The 25,015-nt window shown below is 56.7% G+C and carries 26 protein-coding genes; 9 read left to right on the forward strand and 17 right to left on the reverse strand.

Annotation, left to right across the window (positions count from 1 at the left end; all coding sequences use genetic code 11):
• Positions 1-73: 73 nt before the first annotated feature.
• The 4 genes from HMPREF2860_RS03150 to HMPREF2860_RS03165 all read left to right on the forward strand — a co-directional run bounded on the left by HMPREF2860_RS03150 (position 74) and on the right by HMPREF2860_RS03165 (position 4,429).
• On the forward strand, positions 74-853 hold the full coding sequence (locus HMPREF2860_RS03150) for a DeoR/GlpR family DNA-binding transcription regulator (protein WP_016422628.1): 780 nt from the start codon (positions 74-76) through the stop codon (positions 851-853).
• Complete coding sequence (locus tag HMPREF2860_RS03155) at positions 850-1,821, forward strand: 1-phosphofructokinase family hexose kinase (RefSeq protein WP_038628776.1); 972 nt, start codon at positions 850-852, stop codon at positions 1,819-1,821. The genes HMPREF2860_RS03150 and HMPREF2860_RS03155 overlap by 4 nt, the downstream gene beginning before the upstream one ends.
• Before the next feature lie 35 nt (positions 1,822-1,856).
• Complete coding sequence (locus HMPREF2860_RS03160) at positions 1,857-4,016, forward strand: PTS fructose transporter subunit IIABC (protein ID WP_052155605.1); 2,160 nt, start codon at positions 1,857-1,859, stop codon at positions 4,014-4,016.
• 140 nt (positions 4,017-4,156) lie between these two features.
• Positions 4,157-4,429, forward strand: a complete 273-nt coding sequence (locus tag HMPREF2860_RS03165) for an HPr family phosphocarrier protein (RefSeq protein WP_038628774.1) — start codon at positions 4,157-4,159, stop codon at positions 4,427-4,429.
• A gap of 91 nt (positions 4,430-4,520) precedes the next feature.
• Here HMPREF2860_RS03165 and HMPREF2860_RS03170 read toward each other — a convergent pair whose 3' ends face one another.
• The 5 genes from HMPREF2860_RS03170 to HMPREF2860_RS03185 form a co-directional block, all read right to left on the reverse strand.
• Positions 4,521-5,864, reverse strand: coding sequence for a uracil-xanthine permease family protein (locus tag HMPREF2860_RS03170; RefSeq protein WP_080972883.1), 1,344 nt, complete (start codon positions 5,862-5,864; stop codon positions 4,521-4,523).
• 36 nt (positions 5,865-5,900) lie between these two features.
• Positions 5,901-7,454 (reverse strand): GTPase HflX, encoded by a 1,554-nt coding sequence (gene hflX / locus HMPREF2860_RS03175; protein ID WP_224786652.1) that lies wholly within the window; start codon positions 7,452-7,454, stop codon positions 5,901-5,903.
• 75 nt (positions 7,455-7,529) lie between these two features.
• Positions 7,530-7,847 (reverse strand): hypothetical protein, encoded by a 318-nt coding sequence (locus tag HMPREF2860_RS11015; protein WP_141737497.1) that lies wholly within the window; start codon positions 7,845-7,847, stop codon positions 7,530-7,532.
• Positions 7,848-7,949: 102 nt separating this feature from the next.
• Entirely contained in the window at positions 7,950-9,935 is a 1,986-nt protein-coding gene (gene feoB / locus HMPREF2860_RS03180) for a ferrous iron transport protein B (protein ID WP_038628772.1), read from the reverse strand.
• 44 nt (positions 9,936-9,979) lie between these two features.
• On the reverse strand, positions 9,980-10,237 hold the full coding sequence (locus HMPREF2860_RS03185) for a FeoA family protein (protein ID WP_052155604.1): 258 nt from the start codon (positions 10,235-10,237) through the stop codon (positions 9,980-9,982).
• Between the two features lie 280 nt (positions 10,238-10,517).
• On the opposite strand from HMPREF2860_RS03185, the gene HMPREF2860_RS03190 reads away from it, so the two are divergent.
• Positions 10,518-11,297 (forward strand): hypothetical protein, encoded by a 780-nt coding sequence (locus HMPREF2860_RS03190; RefSeq protein WP_038628770.1) that lies wholly within the window; start codon positions 10,518-10,520, stop codon positions 11,295-11,297.
• Positions 11,298-11,357: 60 nt separating this feature from the next.
• Here the strand turns inward: HMPREF2860_RS03190 and dapF are convergent, their stop codons facing one another.
• Genes dapF through HMPREF2860_RS03205 form a run of 3 tightly spaced genes read right to left on the reverse strand, consistent with a single transcriptional unit; the run spans position 11,358 to position 13,987 of the window.
• Positions 11,358-12,281: a diaminopimelate epimerase gene (gene dapF, locus HMPREF2860_RS03195; RefSeq protein WP_070628782.1), complete on the reverse strand. Its 924-nt coding sequence runs from the start codon at positions 12,279-12,281 to the stop codon at positions 11,358-11,360.
• 31 nt (positions 12,282-12,312) lie between these two features.
• On the reverse strand, positions 12,313-13,239 hold the full coding sequence (gene miaA, locus HMPREF2860_RS03200) for a tRNA (adenosine(37)-N6)-dimethylallyltransferase MiaA (RefSeq protein WP_081914046.1): 927 nt from the start codon (positions 13,237-13,239) through the stop codon (positions 12,313-12,315).
• 43 nt (positions 13,240-13,282) lie between these two features.
• Positions 13,283-13,987, reverse strand: coding sequence for a class III extradiol ring-cleavage dioxygenase family protein (locus HMPREF2860_RS03205; RefSeq protein WP_038628766.1), 705 nt, complete (start codon positions 13,985-13,987; stop codon positions 13,283-13,285).
• A 290-nt stretch (positions 13,988-14,277) separates the two neighbouring features.
• Here HMPREF2860_RS03205 and HMPREF2860_RS03210 point away from each other — a divergent pair, with 290 nt between their 5' ends.
• Entirely contained in the window at positions 14,278-15,513 is a 1,236-nt protein-coding gene (locus HMPREF2860_RS03210) for a DUF349 domain-containing protein (RefSeq protein WP_246818273.1), read from the forward strand.
• Positions 15,514-15,682: 169 nt separating this feature from the next.
• Here HMPREF2860_RS03210 and HMPREF2860_RS03215 read toward each other — a convergent pair whose 3' ends face one another.
• From HMPREF2860_RS03215 to HMPREF2860_RS03235, 5 genes are all read right to left on the reverse strand, one after another.
• Positions 15,683-16,432 (reverse strand): Rv2732c family membrane protein, encoded by a 750-nt coding sequence (locus HMPREF2860_RS03215; protein WP_224786671.1) that lies wholly within the window; start codon positions 16,430-16,432, stop codon positions 15,683-15,685.
• A complete protein-coding gene (gene miaB / locus HMPREF2860_RS03220) occupies positions 16,425-17,972 on the reverse strand; it encodes a tRNA (N6-isopentenyl adenosine(37)-C2)-methylthiotransferase MiaB (protein WP_049181215.1) in 1,548 nt (515 codons plus the stop codon). The genes HMPREF2860_RS03215 and miaB overlap by 8 nt, the downstream gene beginning before the upstream one ends.
• 106 nt (positions 17,973-18,078) lie before the next feature.
• The gene (locus tag HMPREF2860_RS03225) at positions 18,079-18,687 is read right to left on the reverse strand and encodes a regulatory protein RecX (RefSeq protein WP_038628760.1); all 609 of its coding nucleotides are present in this window, start codon (positions 18,685-18,687) and stop codon (positions 18,079-18,081) included.
• A gap of 43 nt (positions 18,688-18,730) precedes the next feature.
• A complete protein-coding gene (gene recA, locus HMPREF2860_RS03230) occupies positions 18,731-19,834 on the reverse strand; it encodes a recombinase RecA (protein ID WP_038628758.1) in 1,104 nt (367 codons plus the stop codon).
• Positions 19,835-20,138: 304 nt separating this feature from the next.
• A complete protein-coding gene (locus HMPREF2860_RS03235; protein WP_080972864.1) occupies positions 20,139-20,372 on the reverse strand; it encodes a DUF3046 domain-containing protein in 234 nt (77 codons plus the stop codon).
• A 79-nt stretch (positions 20,373-20,451) separates the two neighbouring features.
• On the opposite strand from HMPREF2860_RS03235, the gene HMPREF2860_RS03240 reads away from it, so the two are divergent.
• The 3 genes from HMPREF2860_RS03240 to HMPREF2860_RS03250 are packed head-to-tail and all read left to right on the forward strand — an operon-like array spanning position 20,452 to position 22,421.
• Positions 20,452-21,069: a biotin transporter BioY gene (locus tag HMPREF2860_RS03240; protein WP_038628756.1), complete on the forward strand. Its 618-nt coding sequence runs from the start codon at positions 20,452-20,454 to the stop codon at positions 21,067-21,069.
• A 33-nt stretch (positions 21,070-21,102) separates the two neighbouring features.
• On the forward strand, positions 21,103-21,804 hold the full coding sequence (locus HMPREF2860_RS03245) for an energy-coupling factor ABC transporter ATP-binding protein (protein WP_070628582.1): 702 nt from the start codon (positions 21,103-21,105) through the stop codon (positions 21,802-21,804).
• A complete protein-coding gene (locus HMPREF2860_RS03250) occupies positions 21,801-22,421 on the forward strand; it encodes an energy-coupling factor transporter transmembrane component T family protein (protein ID WP_070628583.1) in 621 nt (206 codons plus the stop codon). Before HMPREF2860_RS03245 ends, HMPREF2860_RS03250 begins: the two co-directional genes overlap by 4 nt.
• Before the next feature lie 5 nt (positions 22,422-22,426).
• On the opposite strand, the gene HMPREF2860_RS03255 is transcribed toward HMPREF2860_RS03250, so the two are convergent.
• From HMPREF2860_RS03255 to pgsA, 4 genes are all read right to left on the reverse strand, one after another.
• A complete protein-coding gene (locus tag HMPREF2860_RS03255) occupies positions 22,427-23,254 on the reverse strand; it encodes a PspA/IM30 family protein (protein ID WP_038628750.1) in 828 nt (275 codons plus the stop codon).
• 141 nt (positions 23,255-23,395) lie between these two features.
• A complete protein-coding gene (locus HMPREF2860_RS03260; RefSeq protein WP_038628748.1) occupies positions 23,396-23,830 on the reverse strand; it encodes a helix-turn-helix domain-containing protein in 435 nt (144 codons plus the stop codon).
• Between the two features lie 51 nt (positions 23,831-23,881).
• The gene (locus HMPREF2860_RS03265; protein WP_038629583.1) at positions 23,882-24,424 is read right to left on the reverse strand and encodes a CinA family protein; all 543 of its coding nucleotides are present in this window, start codon (positions 24,422-24,424) and stop codon (positions 23,882-23,884) included.
• Between the two features lie 24 nt (positions 24,425-24,448).
• Positions 24,449-25,015 (reverse strand): CDP-diacylglycerol--glycerol-3-phosphate 3-phosphatidyltransferase, encoded by a 567-nt coding sequence (gene pgsA, locus HMPREF2860_RS03270; RefSeq protein ID WP_016422605.1) that lies wholly within the window; start codon positions 25,013-25,015, stop codon positions 24,449-24,451.

Raw genomic sequence — 25,015 nt, forward strand, 5'->3', positions numbered from 1 at the left:
CGAAACAGACACAAACGGGCATACTGGAAACAGGTAGTAAAGCTGAGAATTCTTAACAGCTAAGGAGCGGGGAATGTACGCAGAGGAACGCCGCCGGAAGATTGCGTCTTTGACAGCAGTCGAAGGGCGCGTGACGGTCGCTGATCTTGCGGAAGCTTTCGATGTCACAGCAGAGACGATTCGCCGTGACCTAGCTCAGTTGGATGCAGAGGGCGCAGTTCACCGTGTACACGGTGGCGCTGTAGCTACTCGTTCTTTTCAGACTGTTGAGTTTTCAGTTGCCGCTCGAAAGAACGCGCAGAAAGACGCGAAGCTCTCTATTGCCCGCTGTGCTGCCGATTTTCTACCTGACTCTGGTGGTGGAATTTTTCTCGATGCCGGAACTACCACCGAGGCTCTTGCAGAGCTGATGGTCCACTCCCCTGATAACCGCCGTTGGTCGGTTGTCACAAACTCTCTTCCCAACGCCATCACACTCGCAGGATCGAACCGCATTGAGCTTCAACTCCTTGGCGGCCAAGTCCGCGTCATTACTCAGGCGGTTGCTGGCGATACCGCACTCCGTACTCTTGCGGTTATGCGTGCCGATGTCGCTTTCATTGGTTCTAATGCCTTGACAATTGACCACGGTCTTTCTACTGCTGATCCGCAGGAAGCAGCGGTAAAGCGCGCGATGATCACGAATGCGCGCAAGGTCATCGTTATGGCGGACTCGACGAAACTCGGCCGTGACTTCCTTGTCAGTTTTGCGGCATTGGAAGATATCGACGTCGTGATTACAGATTCCTCTGCCCCGGAGCAATTCGTGAACGATCTCAGGGAGCAAGGTGTCGAGGTCGTGGTTGCTTCATGATCCTGACCTTGACTGTAAATCCGTCAATCGATCGACTTGCTCGCCTCGATACGGAGCTCAAGCGAGGTGGAGTGTTCCGCCTACCAATGGCTGAGGACATGGCTGGCGGCAAGGGAATTAATGTGTCCAAGGCGTTGCACTACGCGGGAGAAAAGACGCTCGCGCTCTACCCGGCATCAGACTCCGGAAAATTCACACGTCTGTTGGAAGTCTCTGGCATCCCCCACGAAGCCATCAACACGACTAACGAAGCCCGCGTTAATCTCACACTCGCAGAGCCAGATGGGACGACCACCAAGCTCAATTCCCCTGGCATGACATTGACAAAAGCGCACCGTAGACGTGTCCTGGAGAAGCTTATCCACCATGCTAAACGCGCCACGTGGGTAGTTTTCGCAGGTTCACTGCCCCCTGGCGTCCCCCGGGATTTTTACGTTCAATGCACCGAAGCGGTGTATTCGGTCAACCCGAATATTCGTGTTGCTATGGACACTAGCGACGGCCCACTGACTGAGGTCGTTCGCGCATTTCCGAAGGTGCGGCCTTTTTTGATGAAGCCAAACGCCTACGAACTTGGCCAAATCATTGATCAGGACGGCGAAGAACTTGAGGCCGCTGCAGCCGAAGGGAACTATCTTCCCGTAGCGCAAGCTGCTCGTGCACTGAACGAACTTGGTGTTTCCGAAGTCCTTGCCACTCTCGGCGAGGCAGGGGCGGTACTTTCAGTGAAGTCAGGCGGTTGTTTCGCTGCTACCTCACCCTCGATAGTCGCTCAGTCCACGGTCGGTGCTGGAGACTGTGCTTTGGCCGGCTACGTTATGTCCCGCGAACGCGGTGATAGTCACCAAGATTCACTAACCACCGCCGTGGCTTATGGGGCGGCGGCAACCAGTCTTCCCGGTACGACCATCCCCTATCCAGAACAGGTTCGCCCCGAGGCTGGCCGGTTATGGCAGCTCGACGCTTAGCTTTTCGATGCCTAGATAAGGAACATTAGAAAACCATGTCTTCTTCGGCAGATTCTTCCGCTATTGCATCAGACCTGGCCGATGAGTCGACAGTGTACCTTGACCTAGATGTCGGTCCACAAAAGGAGAAGATCCTTAACTACCTCATCGCTAAAGCCGTAGAGACCGGCCGCGCCACCGACAGCAACGGCATCGTCGCGGCAGCCCTCAAACGCGAAGAGAAGGCCCCGACAGGTCTGCCGGGCGGAATAGCCATCCCCCACTGCCGCCATGAGGACTGGTCGACGCCGACCCTGATGTTTGTCCGCTTAACAAGCGCTACGGAATTCACCACACCAGATGGGCCGGCGGACCTGCTTTTTTTCATTGGTGTCCCAGCCAGCAACAGCGATGTCCACGTCGATATTCTGGCTGCACTCGCAAAAGCACTTCGCGATAAGGGGTTTCGAGCAGCTCTTCGCGGTGCTGAAAGCGATGAAGAGGCCGCCCGGATTATTAGCGAGCACATCACCAAGGCGCCTCGTCGGAAAGCGAAAAAACCTCCGGCGAAGACCAATATTGTCGCCATTACGGCCTGCCCCACGGGCATCGCTCACACTTATTTGGCAGCCGAAGCGCTTACTGGCGCGGCAGAAAGCATGGCTGATGTCACGCTAACTGTAGAGACTCAGGGCTCGGCAGGAACCCAGGAAGCCCCCGCAGAAGCAATTGACCGGGCCGACGTGCTAGTAATCGCAGCCGATATTGGAGTTACGGGGCTTAAGCGCTTCAGCGATAAACCACAGGTCAAAGTGCCAATTCGTAAGGCAGTCAATGAGCCCACTGCGGTTATTGAACAAGCGAAGGCGGTAGCAGAACAATCACGTGTTCGCGCCTACGACCGAAAGGCGCCGCAACCTAAGAATGACCACGACAAAGAGGCCGCTTCGCAAACCGGTAATGCAGGTGCAGGCCCTACATCTGAGAGGGTACGAGCAACTACGAAGGTGGGGGCGCGTAAATCGTCGTTAAGCGGCGATAAAGCCTTCGGACACTGGGTTCGTGACGCCATTATGACCGGTGTCAGCTATATGGTGCCGTTCGTAGCCGCTTCGGGGTTGTTGATTGCGCTGGGATTCCTCGTCGGCGGTCATCAGGTTGGTCTAGTAGCTGACGCCGTGACTAGGGATTTGCGGCTGCCGGAGGTTATCGGACTCGATGCTCCGATTACTGTGCCGACAGAAAATCTCGGCACCGTGCTAGTTGACCGTAGTGGGCTGTGGCTGTATCTCGGCTCGACGCTTTTTGCAATCGGTAACCACGGCATGCAGGTCATTGTGGCTGTAATGAGTGCTTATATCGCCTTTGGCATGGCTGGCAGAGCCGGTATTGCACCCGGCTTCATTGGCGGTGCCATCGCGGTCACGGTTGGCGCCGGCTTCCTTGGGGGCCTGGTGACAGGCATTCTGGCGGGACTAGTTGTAGCCCTACTGTTGAGGATGAAGGTCCCGGACTGGCTGCGACCGCTGATGCCGGTTGTCGTGATTCCTATGCTCGGGGCTATGGCCGTTGGGCTCACCATGTACCTGCTTCTCGGGATGCCGCTGGCATGGCTGATGACGGCCCTGCAGCAGTGGCTGCAATCACTGGATACGACAGCGGCGTTCCTGTTCGGTGGTCTTCTCGGCGCAATGATGTGCGTAGATATGGGCGGAATGATCAACAAGGCTGCTTATCTTTTTGCCGTCGCAAACATCGCCTCGGAAGATCCAGCATCATGGAAGATTATGGCCGCTGTGATGGCGGCGGGCATGGTACCTCCGTTGGCGACATCGCTGGCAGTTGTACTCCGACCAAAGCTGTTCAGTTCAGCTGAGCGTCAAAACGGCAAAGCGGGCTGGGTGCTCGGTGCGGCCTTCATTTCAGAGGGAGTGATTCCCTTCGCCGCCGCAGATCCGCTGCGAGTGATTCCGTCGATTGTGATTGGCGGTGCCGTCACCGGTGGCACTTCAATGGTTTTAGGAGCCGCCACACGCGTTCCACACGGAGGTATTTTCGTGCTGTTTGCAATCGACAATCCTGTCGCATGGCTTGCTGCAATCGTCTTGGGCAGCATAGTGGCAGCAATTCTCGTTGTGGCAGCTAAAAGCCTGTGTCCGCGGCAAGTCAGTACCGATAATCAAAACCTAGAAGCAGACATTTCAGCGGACGCCTAAATTCTTTCGCTAAACCCAGCTGCGTCCGCAGAAGCATTCCTGCAAACTTCACCAAACATGCCCCATCCCAACCTGCCAAGCGATTAAGCTCTGAACAGGTGTCGAGGAAATCGAGAAGCAGAAAGGCAAGGTGCCGCCCCATGGCTACGCAACACGTCCACGTCGGCTCCAAGGTGGGTATTCACGCCCGCCCCGCGTCGGTAATCGCTGAGCGTGCCTCCCGATTTCAGGAAGAAATACTGATCGAACTCATTGATTCACCCGAACCCGACAACGAACCGGCTGATGCTTCCTCAACGTTGATGCTGATGGCACTCGGCGCAGGATATGGCGATGAAGTCACAATCACCAGTACAAACGCGGTTGCGGTGGAGCAGATTGCACAGCTGATCGCCCAAGATTTGAGCGATTAAAAGCAATATGCTTAACGACGGAACATCGTGGCAACGGTCACGGGGTTCCGTCGTAAAGCATTCGTACAAGATCCTGCTCTGGACGGGTGGCCTACGAGCGGTTCTCGCCGATGCGGTTATAGAGCCAGTTTAAAATTGGATAGCCGATAATAATGCCGACCGAACCCCAAGCAATGCCCTCCAGCGTCAGCGAACCGATGTCGAGGGTGAGGTTGCCGATACCCGCAATCAGCGCGGTGGCGGCAGCGGTGAGATTGACCGGGTTGTTGAAGTCGACCTTTTCGTCCATCCAGATGCGCACACCGAGCAGACCAATCAGGCCGTAGAGCACCATCGTTGCCCCACCGAGCACGCCGGTAGGAATGGTCAAAATGAGTGCGCCGAACTTTGGAATGAAAGCCAGTGCAATGGCCGTGAAAGCTGCCACCCAGTAAGCGGCAGTCGAATAGACACGGGTAGCGGCCATAACCCCGATATTCTCAGCGTAGGTAGTGGTACCAGAACCACCAGCTGAACCGGCGATGGTGGTGGCTAGACCGTCTGCAATAAGAGCATCGCCAGCGATGTCATCGAGGTTTCGGCCGGTCATGGCAGCAACAGCCTTGACGTGACCGACATTCTCGGCGATGAGCACTACGATGACGGGCAGACCAATCAGCATCGCATTGAAGTGGAACTCCGGCGCGTGGAATGCGGGCAGACCAATCCAGGCGGCATTGCCGACGGTTTCTGTAGCCTCGGGCGAGAGATTTCCGGTGGCAGCGGCGAAGACCCAGCCGATTAGTACGCCGATGAGAACACCCAGACGGCTGACCATACCGCGGCCAGCGACGGTTGCAAAGACAATGGATACCATCGTGACAAATGCGACCAACGGCTGAGTGGCGAAGTTCTCCGTGGCAGCAGGCGCCAGGTTAAGTCCGATGAGAGCGACGATGCTTCCTGTTACTGCAGGTGGCATCACTGCATCGAGGACACGCTTGCCGGCGAACTTTACTACGAAGCCAACGAGCATGAGCGCGATGCCGGCGCAGAGCACGACACCGAGCTGAACACTAATGCCCTGCGCCTGTGTCGCGGTCAGTGGCGCGATGAAGGCAAACGACGAGCCCAGGTAAGAGGGCAAGCGATTTCGGGTTATCAGCAGGAAGACAATCGTGCCGATACCCGAGAACAGCAGTGTGGTGTTGACTGGAAAGCCGGTCAACAGCGGCACCAGAAGAGTTGCACCGAACATGGCAATGACGTGCTGTGCGCCAATGCCAATCGTGCGAGGCCAATCGAGGCGTTCGTTGGGAGCCACCACGGCTCCCGGTGCAATCTTTCGACCGTCACCGTGAATATCCCAACCGAAAAGACGGCCACGTTCGGCATTTTCAGCAGGCGGATTTGCGGAGGTTCCCTGTTGGGTCTCCGCGTCAGAAGTAGAATTCATGGTTGTAATGCTAGTGGATGCCCACCGCAGTTCCCGCTACGGTTCGATGTGGTATGCCGACAGTTCATCCGCGAGGCTAGTGGGCAAACGCACGTCCATCTGGGTGCCTTGCTCCGTCCATGTTTCCGACAGCACGGTCGCATCTTCGTGGAGCATGGAGACAATATTGCCCTTGTCATAGGGGATCAACATGTGAACGTGAGACTCCAGCTCATTGAGAGCAAGCTCGAGTCGGGTCTCCAGTTCACCAATCCCCTCACCCGTTCGCGCAGAGACAAAGACCGCATCATCGAGCTGGTGGCGTAGCTGGGCCAGAGTGATGCCATCGGCCTTGTCAACCTTGTTGACTACCAACAGTTCGGGCGGAATCTCGGCGTTTTCTTCCTCCGCGATTTCGTTGATGACTTTGTTGACAGCCTTAATCTGCTCCAGCGGGAATGGGTCAGAGGAGTCTACGACGTGCATGATGACGTCGGCTTCGAGTACCTCTTCCAAGGTCGAGCGAAAAGCTTCAATGAGCTGCGTCGGCAAGTGACGCACAAATCCGACCGTATCGGTCATAATCACCGTGCGACCGTCGCGAAGCTTGGTGCGACGAGTCGTCGGATCTAGCGTTGCAAACAGCGCGTCCTCCACCAGCACACCAGCGCCTGTCAGTGCGTTGAGCAACGAAGACTTCCCCGCGTTGGTGTAGCCGACAATTGCCACGCGCGGCAGGTGACCAGCCTTACGACGTGCGCGCTTAATCTCACGCGCAGTTTTCATACCAGCCAATTCCTTGCGAATCCGCGCCATATCTTGGCGTAGTCGCTGACGATCGGTTTCGATCTTAGTTTCACCTGGACCACGCAGACCCACGCCGCCGTTGGAGCCCGCGCGACCACCAGCCTGACGCGACAGGTTGCCACCCCAACCGCGCAGACGCGTGTAGAGGTACTGCATCTGTGCCAGCGAAACCTGCGCCTTGCCCTCCTTGGACTTCGCGTGCTGAGCGAAGATGTCCAGAATCAGCATGGTGCGGTCAATAACCTTGGCGTCAAGCCGGTCCTCCAGCGCCACCAATTGGCCAGGAGACAGCTCACCGTCGCAAATAACTGTATCTGCGCCGGTAGAGGCGACAATATCGCGAAGCTCGTTAAGCTTGCCGGATCCCACGTAAGTACCAGGGTCTGGCTTATCGCGGCGCTGCAGCACCATCTCTAGAACTTCCGAACCTGCAGTCTCCGCCAGCGCAGCGAGCTCCTCCATCGCCACTTCGGCTTCCTGTAGGGTCCCGGATGTCCAGACACCGAGCAGCACAACGCGTTCCAGTCGGAGCTGACGGTACTCGACCATCACCTCTTCAGACTCAGTATGCGCTACTGACCTGGTCAGCCGGCGCAGAGAGGATCGCGCCTCCAGATCCAAGTCACCGACGGTAGGTTCCCTTTGCGTGCCGACGTTCGTCGCGAACGCATCCCCGGAGGCACTATCGGCGTTTTTGTCAGCATCATTAGCGTCGATGAAAAAATCGTCCATCTCGTGCGAGGTGCTGGCTTGCTGCGACATTGCGTCGCTGACCTCATCAAAGTTGTTGGAAAAATTCGTCATACTAGCTGCTATTGTCGCATGACAAGCCAAATTCTCCGCATTGTGCGCGGAGAATACCGAGCCGAAGCTCAAGACTTAGGCTGCAGAAGGTGGCCTGCGAGTCAGAACCAGTGCGACCGGACCACTATTAGAACTACCGCCAGCACACGTACCACTGTCGGACATTCCGCAGTTGGAGCAGCCTCCGCCTGGGCACATGCCGCCGAGGGATTCCCTTCGCAGTTGTCCGGTGTATTCCATTCGGTCAAGGATGAGGTCTACCGTTGTTCGCTGCAGGCCGGTGATTTCGCAGATTTTGCGTCGGGAGCTAATACCCTGCGCAATTGCATCTTGGACAGCTTCTGAAGGCCGACGAGTGACCGTCGTATTCTTCTTGGCTCTAAAGAGTCCCACGGCGATAGCTCCTTTCCGTATCGGGATTCTTGTTGGACCTGATTTCTAGTTCGCAAGTGTGACTTAGTAGCTTGGCCGAAGCTACTAGGAATCTACGAGGCTTTACAGGAACAGTTTCAACCCTTGAAAAACAATCACGGCCAGTGCCCATGCTACGACCAGCTGCGCTAGCAAACCGAAGCCCGTCCACTTCCAGCCGATCTCGCGACGTTGTGCCGCGAGCGTAGCCACGCATGGTGTGTAAGCCAGCAGGAAGATCATGTATGCCCAGACTGCTGCCAATCCGTGTCCATCGGATGCATTGTCAAAATCACGTCGAATATTGTCCGCGAGTGGACTGGAGGCCTGTTCGGTCGAATCCGAGTCGGTGACGTCCTCTACTGCATAGGTCTGTGCCCAGGTAGAAATGACGGCTTCCTTGGCCACAAAGCCCGTCACCAACGGACCTGTCAGGGACCATGTGCCGAAACCTGCCGGGTTAAACACAGGAGCAATAGTTGCGCTGACTGCACCGTATGCGGAGTCCTGCGGTGCCAGATCTTCATCGGCAAAGGAGTGCCCGGAGACAACCGGGATAGACATCAGTAGCCAAACGACGATGACAGTGCTGACGATGATTCCACTAGCGGTCTGCAGGAAGCCCTTCAGGCGCATCCACATCACAGATAGTGCCAGTCGTGCGGTCGGTAACTGATAGGTTGGCAGATCAATGACCAGCGGTTCCGACGGCATGGTGCGCCACAAGGTATTACGCAGTGCAAGGCCGGTCAGAACGATCAACAGAATCGAGATCACGTACATAGCGAAGACAACTGTGCCCGCGTGTTCCGGGAAGAACACCGCACCCAACATGACATAAACGGTTAGGCGCGCCGAGCAGGAGGTAAACGGAACCAGTAGTGCCGTCAATATGCGGTGGCGCGGATTACTCAGCACACGTGTCGCCGAAATCGCTGGCACGTTACAACCAAAGCCGACGATGAGCGGAATAAATGCCTTCCCCGGAAGACCAATTGCTCGCATGACACGATCGGCCACCACGGCTGCACGCGCCATATACCCTGAATCCTCGAGCACCGCAAGGCACAGGAACATGAGTGCCATCAGAGGAACGAAGGTCAGCACCATGCCGACACCGCCGATGATGCCGTTCACAAGCAGCCCCGTGACAATCGGATGGTCCCATCCCATTGCTTCCAATCCACGGGTAACCAGATCTGCGAAATTACCGGTAATAAGGGTTTCCAAACCGTCCTGCAACGGTGCTGCAACCGTCGTCGTGATCTGGAAGACTGTCCACATAACTGCCAGGAACACAATCGGTCCGAGCACCGGATGGAGAACCACGTTATCAATACGGTCGGAGAAAGTCTGGCGATCTTCTACCCCGCCCGTAGATGCCGCAACCGCCGCATCAATCGCGGCAAAGCGTGCGTCGTCCAGGCGTTCAATCGATTCACCATCGGCCTGGCGAATCGGTGACGACACCGAACTGCATCCGTCCAGAGCCGCTGCTACCGCGTCGGCCAATCGTGCCATTCCCGCTTTACGACGGGGATCCAGCGCCACCACTGGCATCCCCATAGCTGACTGCAATGCGTTCGGATTCACATCGATGCCCTTGGCCTTGGCCACATCGAGTTTGGTCAGCGCCAGAACGATGCGCTGAGGCTGCTCCGCCAATTCCGCGGCCATGTAGAGGCCACGCCCCAGTGCCGTGGCATCGACAACAACGACGACGAGATCCGGGCGTTCTTCTTCCGGTTTCTCGATGAGCATCTCGCGAGTGAGCTCTTCGTCCGGGCTCATGGCATCCAACGAGTAGGCGCCCGGGAAGTCGATGACATCGTACTCAGCGGCATCGGTCTTCCACGCGCCACGGCTGACCTCCACGGTCGTACCAGGCCAATTGCCCATCTGCGCTTTCGCGCCAGTCAAACTATTGAACAGTGTTGACTTACCGGAGTTCGGTGCGCCTACGACTGCGACAACAGGTGCACCATCCTTTGCTGGTGCTCCGCCGCTGCATGCATGGCAGCTGGGCGTGGATGCGAATTTTCGCGTTGAGGAATCCGTAGGTGTTGTCATTGTTAACTTTCAGGAGGGAGGTGAGAAAAAGAGTTGTAGGGGACCTAACCCACGACGGACATCTTGTGCAGCGTACTGGCGTCGATGGCGTAGCGCGTTGCGCCTGCATGGACGATTCGCCCACCGCCGCTGGTGCTCCGTCCCACCGTGACACTCATTCCAGGACGAAGCCCCAATTGCGAAAGCCTGCGACACAGGCGCTCATCCACATGCGACACCCCCAGAGTGACGGTTTCCCCCACCGGGACGTCGGCAAGCGACTGAATGTCATCCGACTGTTTTCGCGACCGTAATCCGAGCATGAGAAACCTCGCCTATATAGATAAGAATTAAGCTAAGCAAATGATGTTTACAGGGACGAGCCTACTCTTAGGTATGCCTAAATGGAATAAACCGGGCGCACCTAAGGAAAGTTATTTATGCCACACTTAACATTTGCTTATTTAGCGTGGCAGAATTGTTAGTCCCATCCGAATAGTTGCCGCGGTGTGAAGGAATGGTTTTAGGTACCCCAGAGCACAATGTGCTCACGTGCGATTCGTTAGTTCGCAGATGAAGATATGGGAAGTATCATCGAAAAGTATGACTACTGACTTGCGAAGCATTGGCATGGACTACCCCAGCTGGCGAGACGCGATGGAAGCCGCGATTGCCAGTGAAAATCTGTCGGTCATCGGCGAGGTCCGCGGTGGCCAGCTGGTCCGTTTCGAAGATTCCTCTGGTGCGCGTTTGCACATCCTTGGTGTTGAACCATATTCTACCTACGCCGGCTTCGCGGGCAGCCCGACCGTCACCGCCCATGTATCCAGCGTGGACGACGTCTTGGCACTCGTGGAAATCGTCGAGGATGATCCCTCCTCTGATGACTTTGACAAGGTCATCGAGGTAGCCAGCTGCCTGCTGTCACAGGGGCCAATGATTGTTGATGCCGGAACTCAGACTTTTGAGCATGTCGCGCTGTCAGCTCTGGCAACCGATTTCACCCTCGACGCATCCGCTGAGGAGTACGAAAAGCGCACTGGGGCGACCCCGACATCATTGGACTTCGAAGGTGCTAAGGCGATTGTCGGAGATCAGGTCGGCAAGGCATCGCCTAGCGCAACCGTGAAACTGGCTGGTGTTATCAATAACTCCCGCAAGCATGTCAATGAGCTAACCGGAAAGAAGTTCTGGGTGCTCAACCTTGCTCTGCCGACTCCCATGGACGTACTTGTCCCCGGCGGCGACGAAGCTCCCCAGCCGGGCATGGTCGTCTCCGGCACCTTCTTGCTGACGGGTGAAATTATCCCGCCGCAGGGCTGTGGCGGCGGTTGTGGCGATGGTGGCTGCGGCTGTGGCGATAGTGGCTGCGGCGGACACTAGTCCGCTAACTCCCCACTGCTTCCGCTACCCTGCTAGTTCTCCTGCTGCACTAGCTACCAGTCACAGGGCTTCCAGTTCAATATCGCCGAGAGTGTGAATCACGCTCGGTCCAGTTAACGTTGCTGAGAAGGCCCCATCAGTATTGCTGGCCTTGCGTACATCCACAGTCACCGCTCCACCGGGCACCTTGACTGTCACAGCTCCCTCGGTCCGGCCGGCATCGGCCAGCGCGGCAATAGCTGCCGCAACCGTGCCGGTGCCACACGAGCGGGTTTCACCAACTCCGCGTTCAATTACTCGCATGGACACCGAATCAGAGGCATCCAGCGGGGTGACAATTTCCACGTTGAGGCCGTTCGGGAACATGGCTTCGTCGGCACGCACTGGCTTCGCAGCACTACCCGCCGCTTCCAATTCTAGCTCCGCCAGAGCGGCGGCATTCAGACCAGGAATGACACAGGCCAAATGCGGATTTCCCACGTCGACACCAATCCCGGCGAATTTCTGCGCGTTGTTGCCCGAACCGATGAACGCAGTAGCGAGGCCGAGGACCTCCGGCTGCCCCATGTCCACCCCGACAACCGCATGCCGACCGCTGAGCTCATCAATCGAGACAGCGCGCAGTCCTGCTCGAGTGCCCACCCGCAATCTTCCGTCGACGACACTGTCCGGGCTGTGAATCGCGGCAATATAGTGTGCAAAGACACGCACGCCATTACCGCACATCTCAGCAATAGAACCGTCACTATTGCGGTAGTCCATAAACCAATCGTCGGCTTCAACCCCCTCCGGCAATGCCGTCAAAACACCGGCATCCACGAGTTTCCCCGCACGGGCAACCCGCAGGACGCCGTCAGCGCCAAGACCACGTTGTCGATCGCACACTGCTGCGACCAATGATTCGGTCAATTCGATCGACACCAAATCATCTGGAAAAATCAAAAAATCGTTTTGCGTACCGTGACCTTTGGCAAATGAAACCATGCCCTCGATGCTAGCGGGACAGCCGAACCGGCTAAAGCCCAAGCGCAGAAAAAGCCTGTCCCGGCACGTCGCCGGCAGCGTCTAGCCACGTGATTCGATGATCACGGTTGAACCAAGAGCGCTGACGCCGCACATACCTGCGCGTACCAGTAATCGTGCGTTCACAAGCCGTATCCAGGTCGTAAACCCCATCGAAGTAGTCCAGCACCTGTGCATAGCCGATCGCGCGACTAGCGGTCACACCTTCGCGCAACCCTTGCGCCATCAAACTCTCAGTTTCCTCCACCAGACCAGCGGCAAACATGCCCCGCGTGCGCTGTTCAATCCGCGGATTTAGCCATTCCGCCTGCGTGCGCAATCCCAATATGCGGGTGTTCCACCGCGGCGGATTATCAATTGACGGTTTCGACGCTGCAAACGGCTTGCCTGTCAGCTCGATAACCTCTAAAGCTCGGACGGTGCGTCGCGGGTCGTTGGTCTCAATAATCGCCGCCGCATCCGGATCAATCTCTGCCAGCCGATCATGTAACGCCGCCGGACCGATCTCGTCCTGCACTGCCTCCCATTTCGCACGTACCTCAGGGTCCGTAGGCGGGAACTGCCAGTCGTCCACCAACGCCTGCACATACATCATCGACCCGCCGACAAGGATCGGGACTTTCCCCCGCGCGCGAATGGCCTCAACATCCGCGACCGCCTCACACTGATACGTCGCCACACTCGCCGGCTGCGTCACGTTCAGAACATCGAGTTGGTGGTGCGGAATCCCCCGCCGCTGATCTACCGACAGCTTTGCTGTTCCGATATCCATTCCTCGATACAGCTGCATCGAATCAACATTGACGACCTCACCGCCAAGCTGCTCCGCAAGTACCAGCCCCAAATCCGACTTTCCCGATGCCGTTGGCCCCACCACAGCAATCGGCACCGGCAAGCTCTCACTCTCGAAAGCCGTCACGACCCAGTTCACACTCCTGCACAAAAACTAAAAACGCGAGCTCTTACTCCGCAACACACTGCCAGCTGGCCACGTGGTAACCGATGCCATAAGGCGCTCCGTCATAGTAAGAACGCTTTACGACGGTCATTCCAGACCCCATCCAGCTTTCAGCAGCTTTACTCAGCTGCTGCCATAACTCGGCTGCGTACGCGCCGGGAGCTGGAAACACAATATTTTCCACGTTAACGGTGGAGCAGTCCTGCCCAGCAATCAGACTGCACAGCGCATCAACCTCCGCTGCACCCTCAATTACGCCGACCGGGGAATCGTCTGCAAGGCCGAATGCGCCGTCGACAAGCACAAGCAGACGCGTGTGACCGGCAGCGAGTGCCTCGTCGATAGACTCGAAGCACGTTGCCTGAATGACGCGGCCAGTGTGTCCTTCAGAATTCCGTCGCGCGTAGTCTTCGATAAGCCAGCGCCCCAGCAGCTCAGGTAATTCGGTTCCGCCGGACACCGTGACATCAACCCCATACGGGGAGAAACTGCCGGGTGTGCTGTTCTGATGCGGGGACTTCGCCTGCATTCTGCCAGTGATAATGGCGACCGCGCCGGGCTCCCCGGGTTCGTCATCTGTCCACAGCGTCGCAACAGTTTCACGGGTTTGACGGCGCAATTTCGTGGCGATAGCTGCAAAACCACCCAGCTCCTCGACGATGAGGAGCGCACGCGGAACGATAACAAGCCGAGGCAAACGCGAATTCACGTCCTCAACGCTACCGTGAGGGGCTAGTCGATGCCTTATTCCGGCGGTGTTACGCGCGCTGTGCCAAAATTTTTGGGATACTCGAGCACATACCGTAAGTGTTTGATGGCAGCCGTGTCGCGCGGCAGTTCTGCATGAAGATTGGAAGAGGTTTACCCACTATGACCGGTACCAGCAATTCCCCTAAGCCAGGTCCACGCCCGGGTCCACGTCCCGGACCTCGACCAGGCGCAATGCCGGCTCATCGTAAGGCCCCTGGAACCACTCAAGCGCTTGCGGGGTCGGCCGCTGTGACACATGCCGTCCACAATGATCCAAAGAAGTTTGGCCTCATTGACGAAGACGGCACTGTTTGGTTGGTCACCAACGCCGGAAAGCGCAATATTGGTTCCTGGCAGGCCGGCACCGTAGAAGAGGGTTATGCCCACTACGGCAAGCGCTACGAGGATCTGGCCACCGAGGTCGAGTTACTGGAATCTCGTGTAGTCTCCCACCCGCAGGAGGCAAAGACCATTTCCCACAACGCAGTTGAACTGCGTGAGAGCCTTTCCACCGCCGCAGTCCTCGGCGATATCGATGCGCTGGATAAGCGCCTTGCAGAGGTCATTGCCACCTCCCACGTCGCAGAGGAAAAAGTCGCTCACGACAAGGCAGAGCGCCGTAAGAACGCCATCGCACGTAAGGAAGAGCTCGCCGCAGAGGCCGAGGAGCTCGCAGAGAACTCCACCGAGTGGAAAGTCGCCGGCGACCGTATCCGCGAGATTCTCACGGAGTGGAAGCAGATTCGCGGCATCGACCGCAAAACTGATGATCAACTCTGGCGCCGTTACTCCCGCGCGCGTGATTCTTTCAACCGCCGCCGCGGTGCCCATTTTGCGGAACTGGACCGCAACCGTGCGGCTGCTCGCCGCGTTAAGGAGGACATCATTGAGCGAGCTGAGGCCCTGAAGACCTCCACTGATTGGGGTGGCACCGCTGCTGCCTTCCGCGACCTGATGGCTGAGTGGAAGGCCGCTGGTCGAGCGCCACGCGAGGTCGATGACAAGCTGTGGGCGCATTTCAAGGCCGCTCAGGATGAGTTCTTTGGTGCTCGCAACGCGGTCAACGAAGCTCGAGACAAGGAGTTCGAGGAAAACGCTGCGGCCAAGGACGCACTGCTGGCTGAATATGAAGACCGCATTGATCCGTCCAAGGGCCTCGATCACGCTCGCAACGAACTGCGTCAGTTGCAAGAGAAATGGGAGGCCATCGGCTTTGTGCCGCGTGGTCGTGTGCGTGAGTATGAAAACCGCATTGGTGCACTGGAAAAGCGCGTCTCCGATGCGGCTGATTCGCAGTGGCGCCGCACCGACCCCGAAGCACAGGCTCGCGTCCAGCAGTTCGCCGACCGCGCAGCGGAGTTTGAGCAGAAGGCCGCCGAACTCGAGGCGAAGGGCAAGGCTTCTCAGGCCGCCAAGGCTCGGGAGCAGGCCGAACAGTGGCGACAGTGGGCAGAGCAGGCCGCGGCGACTCTCAAGGAGCTCTAACAGAAGCTTGGCTCAGCTATGCTCTGGCAACGCGTGGATGATTAAAAGAAAGGGGCTCTCTTCCGTGAACTAGCCCCCGAAAGTTGGACTGAGAAATCAGTTACCGACTAGTGGGGAGCAGTGCAGTGGAAGAGAGCCCCTTTCTTACTGCGCTAGTTAAAGAATCTCACTACTCGTCGCTGATCTGCTCGTCCTGTTCGCCAGCCCGTTGAGAGACATTGTCCGCGCTACTGCCCTGCTGGCCACGATTGCGTCGGCGTGCGCGTTCACGGCGGTCGTCGACGACCTCTACATCAGTAGTTGTATTCGGTGTCAGGCCCGCACGCAGGTAAACCTGCTGCGCTCGCAGTACCGGATCGGTGTCAGCGTGCTTGCGACGTTTCGTCGCGATTGCGAGCTGCTCCTTACTGCGTCGGAAAGCGATGAAAGTCACGGAAATGGCCAGTAGAAAACTGCAGAAAATGCCGAGCATCAGGCCAAAGGAAATACCCTCGCCGGCCAGTTCCTGTGGACGAGACTGGCGCATCCAGCCAGCGAAGACTGAGTAGACCATCTGAATGCAGGCAAAAAACCAGGTGACAAACGCGAGAATCGTCGTCCGCGTAATCAGCGTGGCAATAGCCAGCAGTACGCCTACCACCACAAGAATGGAGTAAATTCGTTCCGGGCGCGTCGTGAAGTACTGATGTGCAACATCCGTATCCAGCAGCACATCAAAGCCCAAAACGACGCCCGAATGTGGAAGGAAGAAGCTCGTAATAAGGCCGATGACGGCAACCATCATCGGAATCACCGCACGGCCGAGATCCAGCTCGCCGGCGGCCTTGCGCTCCTGAACCCGCAATGCCTGCGCGGATTCCACGGACTGCTCGCTAGTGGATTCCATATCACTTTCCGGCGAAGCCTTGTCACTACTCACAACCGCATCCCTCACTTACCTTCGTTTTCTCCGGGCGCCCAATCTTTGGCAAGCCCAGACCAACTCCAATCGGAGCGGTCGTCGGAATCTGACCGACCTCCACATTATCCCCCGCTTTAGTGCGACGGTGCGTCAGCACGCCGGAGTCGGCAATCAGGAAGTGGGGTGCAGAGTCGGTCACGCACACTGTCACGTAGTCACCTGGGCGAATCTTTCGGTCAACGACACCAGGTTCGCTTTCCGACGGGCTGAAGTGCACCAGGCGACCATCCCGACTCCGACCTGACATGCGATGAGTCTCCGCATTCTTACGGCCATCGGACTGGCTGACCAGCAGCTCGACTTCCCGGCCGACTAGCTTGGCGTTTTCTTCCTCGGAAATACGCTCCTGAAGCGCTAGCAGCCGACCATAGCGTTCCTTCACTACCTCTGGTGGAACCTGCTCAGTCATGGTCGCCGCCGGAGTTCCCGGGCGGGGCGAGTATTGGAAGGTGAAAGCCGAGCTAAAGCGAGCCTTTTCCACCACGTCGAGAGTTTGCTGGAAGTCCTCTTCAGTCTCGCCAGGGAAACCGACAATGATGTCAGTGGTAATAGCCGCATCCGGCATTTTTTCCCTAACCTTCTCCAGAATTCCCAGGAATTTCTTGGTGCGGTAGGAACGGCGCATGTCTTTCAGCACTCGGTCGGAACCGGACTGTAGCGGCATGTGCAACTGATGAACCACGTTCGGTGTCTCCGCCATGGCGTCGATGACATCATCGGTGAACTCAGCTGGGTGCGGAGATGTAAAGCGCACCCGCTCCAGCCCCTCAATCTGGCCGCAGGCGCGCAGCAACTTGGAAAAAGCCGAGCGGTCGCGTTCCATGTCAGGGTCGGCGAAGTTAACACCATAGGCGTTGACATTCTGGCCGAGGAGGGTGACGTCAGTAACGCCCTGCTCCACGAGTGCCTGGACCTCAGCGAGAATCTCGCCTGGCCGACGATCGCGTTCCTTACCCCGCAAACTGGGGACGATGCAGAAGGTGCACGTGTTGTTGCAGCCTACGGAGATACTCACCCAACCTGCGTAAGTGGATTCACGCTTGGCCGGCAGCACCGAGGGAAATTCTTCCAGCGCGTCCTTAATCTCGACTTCAGCCCGGTCATTATGAGCGGCGCGTTCCAACAATGCTGGCAACGAACCCAAGTTATGCGTACCGAAGACGACGTCCACCCATGGGGCTTTCTTTACAACGACGTCCTTATCCTTCTGGGCCAAGCAGCCACCGACGGCAATCTGCATGCCTGGGTGAGCATCCTTGACCGGTTTGAGCTGTCCCAATGTGCCATAGAGTCGGTTGTCCGCATTCTCTCGAACGGCACAGGTGTTGAAAACGACCAGATCGGGATTCTCGCCTTCTGCAGCCGCTACATAACCGTTTTCTTCCAGCAAGCCAGACAGTCGTTCCGAGTCATGGACGTTCATCTGACAACCGAACGTACGCACCTCATATGTGCGAGGCGAAGACTGCTGCTGAGGGTTCAAAGAAGGGGTAGTCACGGCAGTTTAGGTTAGCTGTTTATGGCCCATTTCCCCAATCAGCGATTCCTTTAAACCTGACCGGTCCGCAGCCGGCGTGCTAATCCAGCGTGAAATGGTACCGGCGCTAATCTGTGTCCTCTTCGAGTTTCCGGTATCGCTCTTCTAACTGATCCCGAGCAATGCTCATGGACAATTCAGAGGGGAAACCGCGCCGCGCCAGCACACCGACAACTTTGCGTAAATCCTTTTGCTTGGAGTTGAAGTCAGGCGCTACTGATTTAATAGTGGCCGCCTTCTTCGCCGCTAGCTTCCGTGCGACTTCTTCTTCCGCGTTGTGCGTGATCTGCTCCAACGCATCAGCACGAAGCGAAGCATCAATACCCTTTTCCTGCAGCTCCCGGTTCAAAACCATCTTCGACTTGCCGCGACTGGCAAAGCGCTGCCGCACCCATTCGGATGCGAAAAGCTCGTCATTAACCAAACCACTTCGGGTCAGGTCATCAACGACTTCTTCAATCATCGAGGTTGGAAACTCCTCGACTGCCTCGAGCCTTTCTACGAGTTCCTTGCGGGAGCGCATTCGCTGATCGAGCAAGCGCAGCGCCTTAGCACGAATCGGAGCCTTGGATTCCTCACGACCCGCATCGTAGAGCGAACTACCGTCAGCTTCCGCAATCTGCTGAGCAAGCTTTTCGATAGTCTCCCGCACATCGCGGCCGTTACGATCCTCCACGGTCCTCACTTTTCATGTGTCCCGGCACTACGCCTCGAGCCAGCTAGTCTTCCAAATCATCGAAGTCGATGTCCGGCACGACATCGACAGGGGCATCGATATCGGTCTCGTCCTCGACCTCAGCGAATTCCCCGACCCCGAGTTTCTTCTTAATCTTGACTTCGATTTCCTGGGCAATTTCTGGATTCTCGCGCAGGTGCATACGAGCCTTTTCCTTGCCCTGGCCCAACTGATCGCCCTCGTAGGTAAACCACGAACCCGACTTCTTGACGATGCCGTTATCAACGCCCATGTCAATCAACGAGCCCTCACGCGAAATGCCCTCGCCGTAGATGATGTCAAACTCTGCCTGCTTGAACGGCGGCGACACCTTGTTCTTGACTACCTTCAAGCGCGTGCGGTTACCCACGGCATCCTGGCCGTCCTTCAACGTCTGAATTCGGCGTACGTCGCAGCGAACGGAAGCGTAGAACTTCAGTGCTTTACCACCCGTGGTGGTCTCAGGAGAGCCGAACATGACGCCAATCTTTTCACGCAGCTGGTTAATGAAGATGGCAGTGGTGCCGGTGTTAGACAGGGCGCCCGTCATCTTTCGCAGCGCCTGACTCATCAACCGCGCCTGCAGACCAACGTGGGAATCGCCCATTTCACCGTCGATTTCAGCCTTCGGAGTCAACGCGGCCACCGAGTCAACCACAATGATGTCAATAGCACCGGAACGCACCAACATATCTGTGATCTCAAGTGCCTGCTCACCGGTATCTGGTTGGGATACCAGAAGGTTGTCCGTATCTACTCCAAGCTTGCGCGCATAAACCGGATCCAGCGCATGCTCCGCATCAATAAATGCGGCAATACCGCCCTGCCGCTGTGCCTCTGCAATAGCATGCAGTGCGACTGTGGTCTTACCTGAGGATTCTGGACCATAGATCTCTACGATACGACCACGTGGGAACCCACCCAGGCCCAAAGCCACGTCGATAGCGATATTGCCGGAGGGAATAACCTGAATTGGAGGACGATTGTCATCCCCCAGGCGCATAACTGCACCTTTACCAAAGTCCTTCTCAATATTCGCCAGAGCTACATCGAGCGCCTTCAGGCGATCATTGCCCTGGTTCGAAGCCGTAGCCTTCTTACGAGCCATAGTTCGTTGTTCTTCCTCATTGTCATTGTCGCGTACGGTATCGGGTTCTGGAGCCGTACTCAGAGAATGTGTGTCCCGATTTTCATCCAAAACAGAAACTTCGCTCACACTTAATTAGGCGCGAAACTAGCCGTTCCGGTTCCAAATTGGTCCGCGACATCTCTACTGCCGGTTACACCCGGAAGTTATACCGAATCAGACGGATTGACTTCATCAGCACTTTCGATAATATGCGAAACCCTGTTCGAATGGCAACGACACGCAAGTGCCGTCGGCAAGCATTCGCCGTTGTCTACGCCGGAACCTATTCGTCAGGGCCGTACCAGCGGTCTTCAGGAATATCGTGTTCCCTACACAGCGCCCACCAGATATCTCGAGGTTCGACCCCGTCCTCAAGCAATTCCGCGGGAGTCTTTCCATATTCCATCAGCACGTGGGAATGCAACAGCCACGGGCCGTGCTGAGGCCCAAATTCGTAATTGACGAAGTTGTGAAAATCGGCCAATCGCATGAGACCAACGTACAAGATACCTGTCACTGATACCTACCTGGCCCCCTCTGTTCATAACCTAATCCCCGCTCCCCTGCCTGAACAGTGCTCAACCCAGGGGATTAAGATGAGAGCTGTGAATAATTCCAAGGTGTATGACCTCACTATTATCGCTGCTTTCGCAGCACTGATCATCGTACTCGGCGGGATTGCCATTCCCGTTGGCGGTCTCGGCGTGCCAATCGTGCTACAGAACATGGGCATCGCACTGGCAGGGATGATTCTCGGATTCAAACGCGGCGGCCTCGCCACTACCCTGTTCCTGGCTGTTGGGCTCGTGGGTGTCCCAAACATGGCGGGCTGGAAACCACTTCTCGCCGCACTCCCCGGCCCTACCGTGGGTTACATTGTCGGCTACTTAATTGCCGGTTTCGCAATCGGCGCGATTGCCCAGCAAGCACCGCGGGCGAAGGTTTCACGAATCAGCGTCTTCATCGGCGCGGGCCTCGTCGGAGTTCTACTGCAGTACTTCTTCGGATCTGTCGGCTTGGCATGGCGTATGGGACTTAGCTTCACCGACGCACTGATTACCAACGTCCCGTTTATCCCGGGCGACGTTGCAAAGGTTGTCGTAGCCGCGCTTATTGCTACTGCCGTACTGCAGGCTTTCCCTGATTTGCTTCCCGACGCTGCCAACCGTAAGCAAAGTCGTTTGGTTAAGGAAGCAGCCACCTCGGGCAATTAACCCACAGACTTAGAAAGGTCCTCGAGTCGCACTATGCCCACCATCGCTTTTGACCGCGCTTCCGCAACCTATTCGGGACGCCAGATATTGAGGCCAACCACGCTAACTCTCACAGAGAACCGTATCGGCATTATCGGCGAAAACGGTGGCGGTAAGTCCACGCTGGTGCGACTTATTAACGGCCTGGGCCCGGTCACTGGCGGCACGGTTACGTATGAGGGCATGAATGTCGCAAAGCAGGCAAAGGCAATTCGCAAGAAGGTCGGCTTCATCTTTTCTGATGCGGATAACCAAATTGTGATGCCGACAGTCGCAGAGGACATTGCCTTTTCACTACGCAAGCGAAAGCTAACAAAGGATGAGCGCAACCAGCTGGTGCAGGAAGCCCTCGAGCGATTTGGGCTCGCCGATCATGCTGACGCCTCGCCGCACGTGCTCTCGGGTGGACAAAAACAGCTTCTGGCGCTGGCGGCAGTGTTAATTCTTAATCCCACGACCATTATTGCCGATGAGCCCACTACGCTCCTCGACTTGCGTAATCGTCTCCACATTCGGAAAATTTTCGCCCAGCTTGAGCAGCAAATTATCGTGGTCACTCATGATCTGGGTTTTCTTATGGACTTCGACCGGGTTATCCGTGTAAGCGCAGGAGAAATCGTCGACGACGGTGCGCCCAAGGAAGTTATTGACCGATACGTCAGCGATATGACTCGTGCAGAAGAAGGCCGCTCATGATTCATCCAGCCGATGTCCCGTTAGGGCTTTACCTCAACCATAAGTCGCCTGCGCACAGGCTCCCGACGGCCCCCAAGCTCATCATTGTCATCGCATTTTTATTGCTCACCGGGATCCTCGTGGATACCTGGTTAGGCGGGGCGATTGCCCTGGCAATTGTCACCCTCGCTTATGCGGTGGCCAAGGTGCCACCCATGGTTCCTTTCCGACAGCTCCGTGGAGCCGTAATCATTTTGGCGCTGCTTTCGCTTCTCCTATGGTGGCGCGCCGGGGGTGAGCAAGCGCTGACGACCTTCCTCGCGCTTCTCGCCGCAATCGCAGCGGCAATATTGCTAACGCTGACGACCCGCGTCAGCGACATCATGGATACTTTGACCACTGCGATGCAACCGTTCGCTCGTTTCGGCCTACCAGTCGACACCATCGCGCTCGCACTATCGCTGACGCTGCGTATGATTCCGCTTCAAGTTATGGCCGCTGCCGAGGTACTGGAGGCTCGAAAAGCCCGAGGGGCTGCCGGCTCAATCATCGCCTTCGGCGTACCTGTGGTCATCCGAACCATTAACCGCTCGAAGGCAATGGGTGATTCGCTAATCGCACGTGGCGAAGGTGAGTAGCAGAATTAATTGCCCTCACGCAGCTGGCGCATGCGCTCAGCAACAGCAGGGTCAACGTTGGAGGCAGCATTTCCCTCGATGGACTTCTGAGCCTCGCCACCAGAGAGCTCGTTGCCGCCGTTCATTTCTGCGCGAATCTGCTCCAGGCGAGAGTGCCCAGCAAGCTGAACGCCTGCGGCCTCTACCTCAGCCATACGCCCCTGAACCGAGTTCTGAGCCAGCTCAGCCTGGCCAAGAGCGTTAGCGTAACGACGCTCAATCTTGTCACGAACCTGATCCAGGTTAGGTGTAGCCCCCGAAGAAATCTGATTCATCGACTGCAAGGACTCAGAGACCTTCTCCTGCATCTTTGCTTGCTCCAGCTGGCTGAGGAGCTTTGCGCGCTCCGCGACCTTCTGCTGCAACTGCATGGAATTACGCTCGACGGCCTTCTTAGCCTGAGTTGCCTGCTGCAGCGACTGATCGTGCAGAGCCTTCAAATCTTCTACCGACTGCTCAGCAGTAACCAACTGAGCTGCGAAAGCCTCAGCTGCGTTCTCATACTCCGTAGCCTTGGCGGTATCCCCCTCAGCACGAGCCTTGTCAGCGAGCTGCAATGCCTGACGAGTGTTCCCCTGCAGCTTTTCAATTTCAGCGAGCTGGCGGTTAAGGCGCATTTCCAGCTGGCGCTGATTACCAATCACCGCCGCTGCCTGCTGCGATAGTTCCTGGTGCTGCCGCTGGGCATCCTCGATAGCCTGCTGAATCTGCACCTTCGGATCAGCGTTTTCCTCAATCTTGGAATCAAAAGCGGCCATCAAGTAATTCCACAGCTTTACAAATGGATTAGCCATAGCGTCCCATACACCTTTCTTATTGCAACTACCTCAAAGCAGGTCTGTGCTTATCGCGCACCCAATCTTAACTAAAGCCAAGCATCTTCGGGTGCTAAGTGCCGGAGCAGTGGAGTGAAATTCCACCGCCGCAACCAATTTCTACATCGCTGCCAATTCCGGGCTCGCCGAATGCAGAGCCATCGCTGTGGCCGCCTCCATCATCAAATCTGACACCGTCACACCAAGCGCCGCACATACGGACGCCAGCAGCTCAGATGAGACTTCTTTCCGTCCACGCTCAAGCTCGGACAAATAACCAGGGCTAATAGCCGCATGTTCAGAAAGCTCACGCAGCGTCTGTCCACTGCGCGAACGAATATCACGCAGCGTTTCCCCCAGTGCCTCTCGCAGGAGTGGCTCACGAGATTCTCCCCGTTCCGCCAAATCCTGTGCCGTTAACTTTGCAACCGATTCAGGCTGCTCCGCTACAGCCACCCGTGCCGACGGCGCTGTGGCATCCATGGAAGCCTGCAAAGCAGCAGCGCTATCTACCTCTGGGTAGCGAATGGTCATAAGTGCAGTATTGTTGGTCATCACTTTCTCTAACGCTTTAGAGGGCCGACCTGTTCCCAATTTTCAAAAATTCTACTCACCCTCGAGATTCTGCAACAACAGTTCTAACGCCAATACCACTGCTTGACGACGAATCTCCGCGCGCGACCCCTCTTTATTCACCGGCAACCTAACAGCAGTTACCCCATCAAGGTACGAAACTCCCGGCGGTTTCAGACCACACCAGACTTCACCTACTGGGTGCCCATCCTGCATCGCTGGACCAGCAACGCCAGTTAGCGAAATCCCCCAGTCCGCCACTGCTTTATTTGCCACTCCAAGTGCCATATACCGGGCCGTCAACTCGGACACGGGGCCATATGCGGCCAAAGCATCCTTTGGCACGTCGGCAAGCAATGCCTTCGTGTCAGTGGCGTAAGTGACCACGCCACCGCGGAGAACGGCGGAGGCTCCCGGTACGGAGGCAACTGTAGCGCAGAGAAGACCTGCGGTAAGTGATTCTGCGGCTGCAAAAGTCTCGCCACGAGCCGTAAGCGTTTGGACGAGTTGAAGCGAAACGCCATCGACACCGTCAGCGTTTTCGTCGCTCTGGGCGAGGCGTTCGACTGTGTTCACAGCTTTACCCTCCACTTAATTTCTCTACGAGACCTTTCGCGCATCCACAATGTACTGGATACCAGTACCGACGGTAACGACAATGGCGGCAACCATCACAATCCAGGACGGCCAGAACAACCAGTCCACTGGCATCAGGAAGAGCCCCACTGCTACAGACTGCAGGACCGTCTTTATCTTGCCGCCCCGAGAAGCCGGAACAACACGCCCCTGACGCAGGGCGAACATACGCCAGATGGTGATGCCACCTTCGCGAATCACGATGATGACAGTCACCCACCACGGCAGAATGTCGATGATGTTCATACCAATCAGCGCAGCCAGCATTAGAGCCTTATCGGCAATCGGATCGGCAATCTTGCCAAAGTCGGTAATGAGGTTACGGCTACGTGCGAGGTGCCCGTCCAACTTGTCAGTCGCCATCAGAAGCGCGAATACGACAAACGACCACCAGCGCCAATTGGTGGCTTCGCCGCCCTCCTGAAGAAGTACCCACAGGAACACCGGTACTCCGAGGATGCGAAGCACGGTCAGGAAATTGGGCAAGTTCCAGTTGGAAACACGGCTTGTATCAGCACTTGGAGCAGTCAC

This window comes from Corynebacterium sp. HMSC064E10, assembly GCF_001812505.1.
GTDB lineage: Bacteria > Actinomycetota > Actinomycetes > Mycobacteriales > Mycobacteriaceae > Corynebacterium > Corynebacterium amycolatum.

Coding starts and splice junctions, on each gene's coding strand:
- HMPREF2860_RS03150 (WP_016422628.1), top strand. CDS start 74: ATGTACGCAGAGGAACGCCGCCGGAAGATTGCGTCTTTGACAGCAGTC.
- HMPREF2860_RS03155 (WP_038628776.1), top strand. CDS start 850: ATGATCCTGACCTTGACTGTAAATCCGTCAATCGATCGACTTGCTCGC.
- HMPREF2860_RS03160 (WP_052155605.1), top strand. CDS start 1,857: ATGTCTTCTTCGGCAGATTCTTCCGCTATTGCATCAGACCTGGCCGAT.
- HMPREF2860_RS03165 (WP_038628774.1), top strand. CDS start 4,157: ATGGCTACGCAACACGTCCACGTCGGCTCCAAGGTGGGTATTCACGCC.
- HMPREF2860_RS03170 (WP_080972883.1), bottom strand. CDS start 5,864: ATGAATTCTACTTCTGACGCGGAGACCCAACAGGGAACCTCCGCAAAT.
- hflX (WP_224786652.1), bottom strand. CDS start 7,454: ATGACGAATTTTTCCAACAACTTTGATGAGGTCAGCGACGCAATGTCG.
- feoB (WP_038628772.1), bottom strand. CDS start 9,935: ATGACAACACCTACGGATTCCTCAACGCGAAAATTCGCATCCACGCCC.
- HMPREF2860_RS03185 (WP_052155604.1), bottom strand. CDS start 10,237: ATGCTCGGATTACGGTCGCGAAAACAGTCGGATGACATTCAGTCGCTT.
- HMPREF2860_RS03190 (WP_038628770.1), top strand. CDS start 10,518: ATGACTACTGACTTGCGAAGCATTGGCATGGACTACCCCAGCTGGCGA.
- dapF (WP_070628782.1), bottom strand. CDS start 12,281: ATGGTTTCATTTGCCAAAGGTCACGGTACGCAAAACGATTTTTTGATT.
- recA (WP_038628758.1), bottom strand. CDS start 19,834: ATGGCTCGTAAGAAGGCTACGGCTTCGAACCAGGGCAATGATCGCCTG.
- HMPREF2860_RS03240 (WP_038628756.1), top strand. CDS start 20,452: ATGAGAGCTGTGAATAATTCCAAGGTGTATGACCTCACTATTATCGCT.
- HMPREF2860_RS03245 (WP_070628582.1), top strand. CDS start 21,103: ATGCCCACCATCGCTTTTGACCGCGCTTCCGCAACCTATTCGGGACGC.
- HMPREF2860_RS03250 (WP_070628583.1), top strand. CDS start 21,801: ATGATTCATCCAGCCGATGTCCCGTTAGGGCTTTACCTCAACCATAAG.
- HMPREF2860_RS03255 (WP_038628750.1), bottom strand. CDS start 23,254: ATGGCTAATCCATTTGTAAAGCTGTGGAATTACTTGATGGCCGCTTTT.
- HMPREF2860_RS03260 (WP_038628748.1), bottom strand. CDS start 23,830: ATGACCAACAATACTGCACTTATGACCATTCGCTACCCAGAGGTAGAT.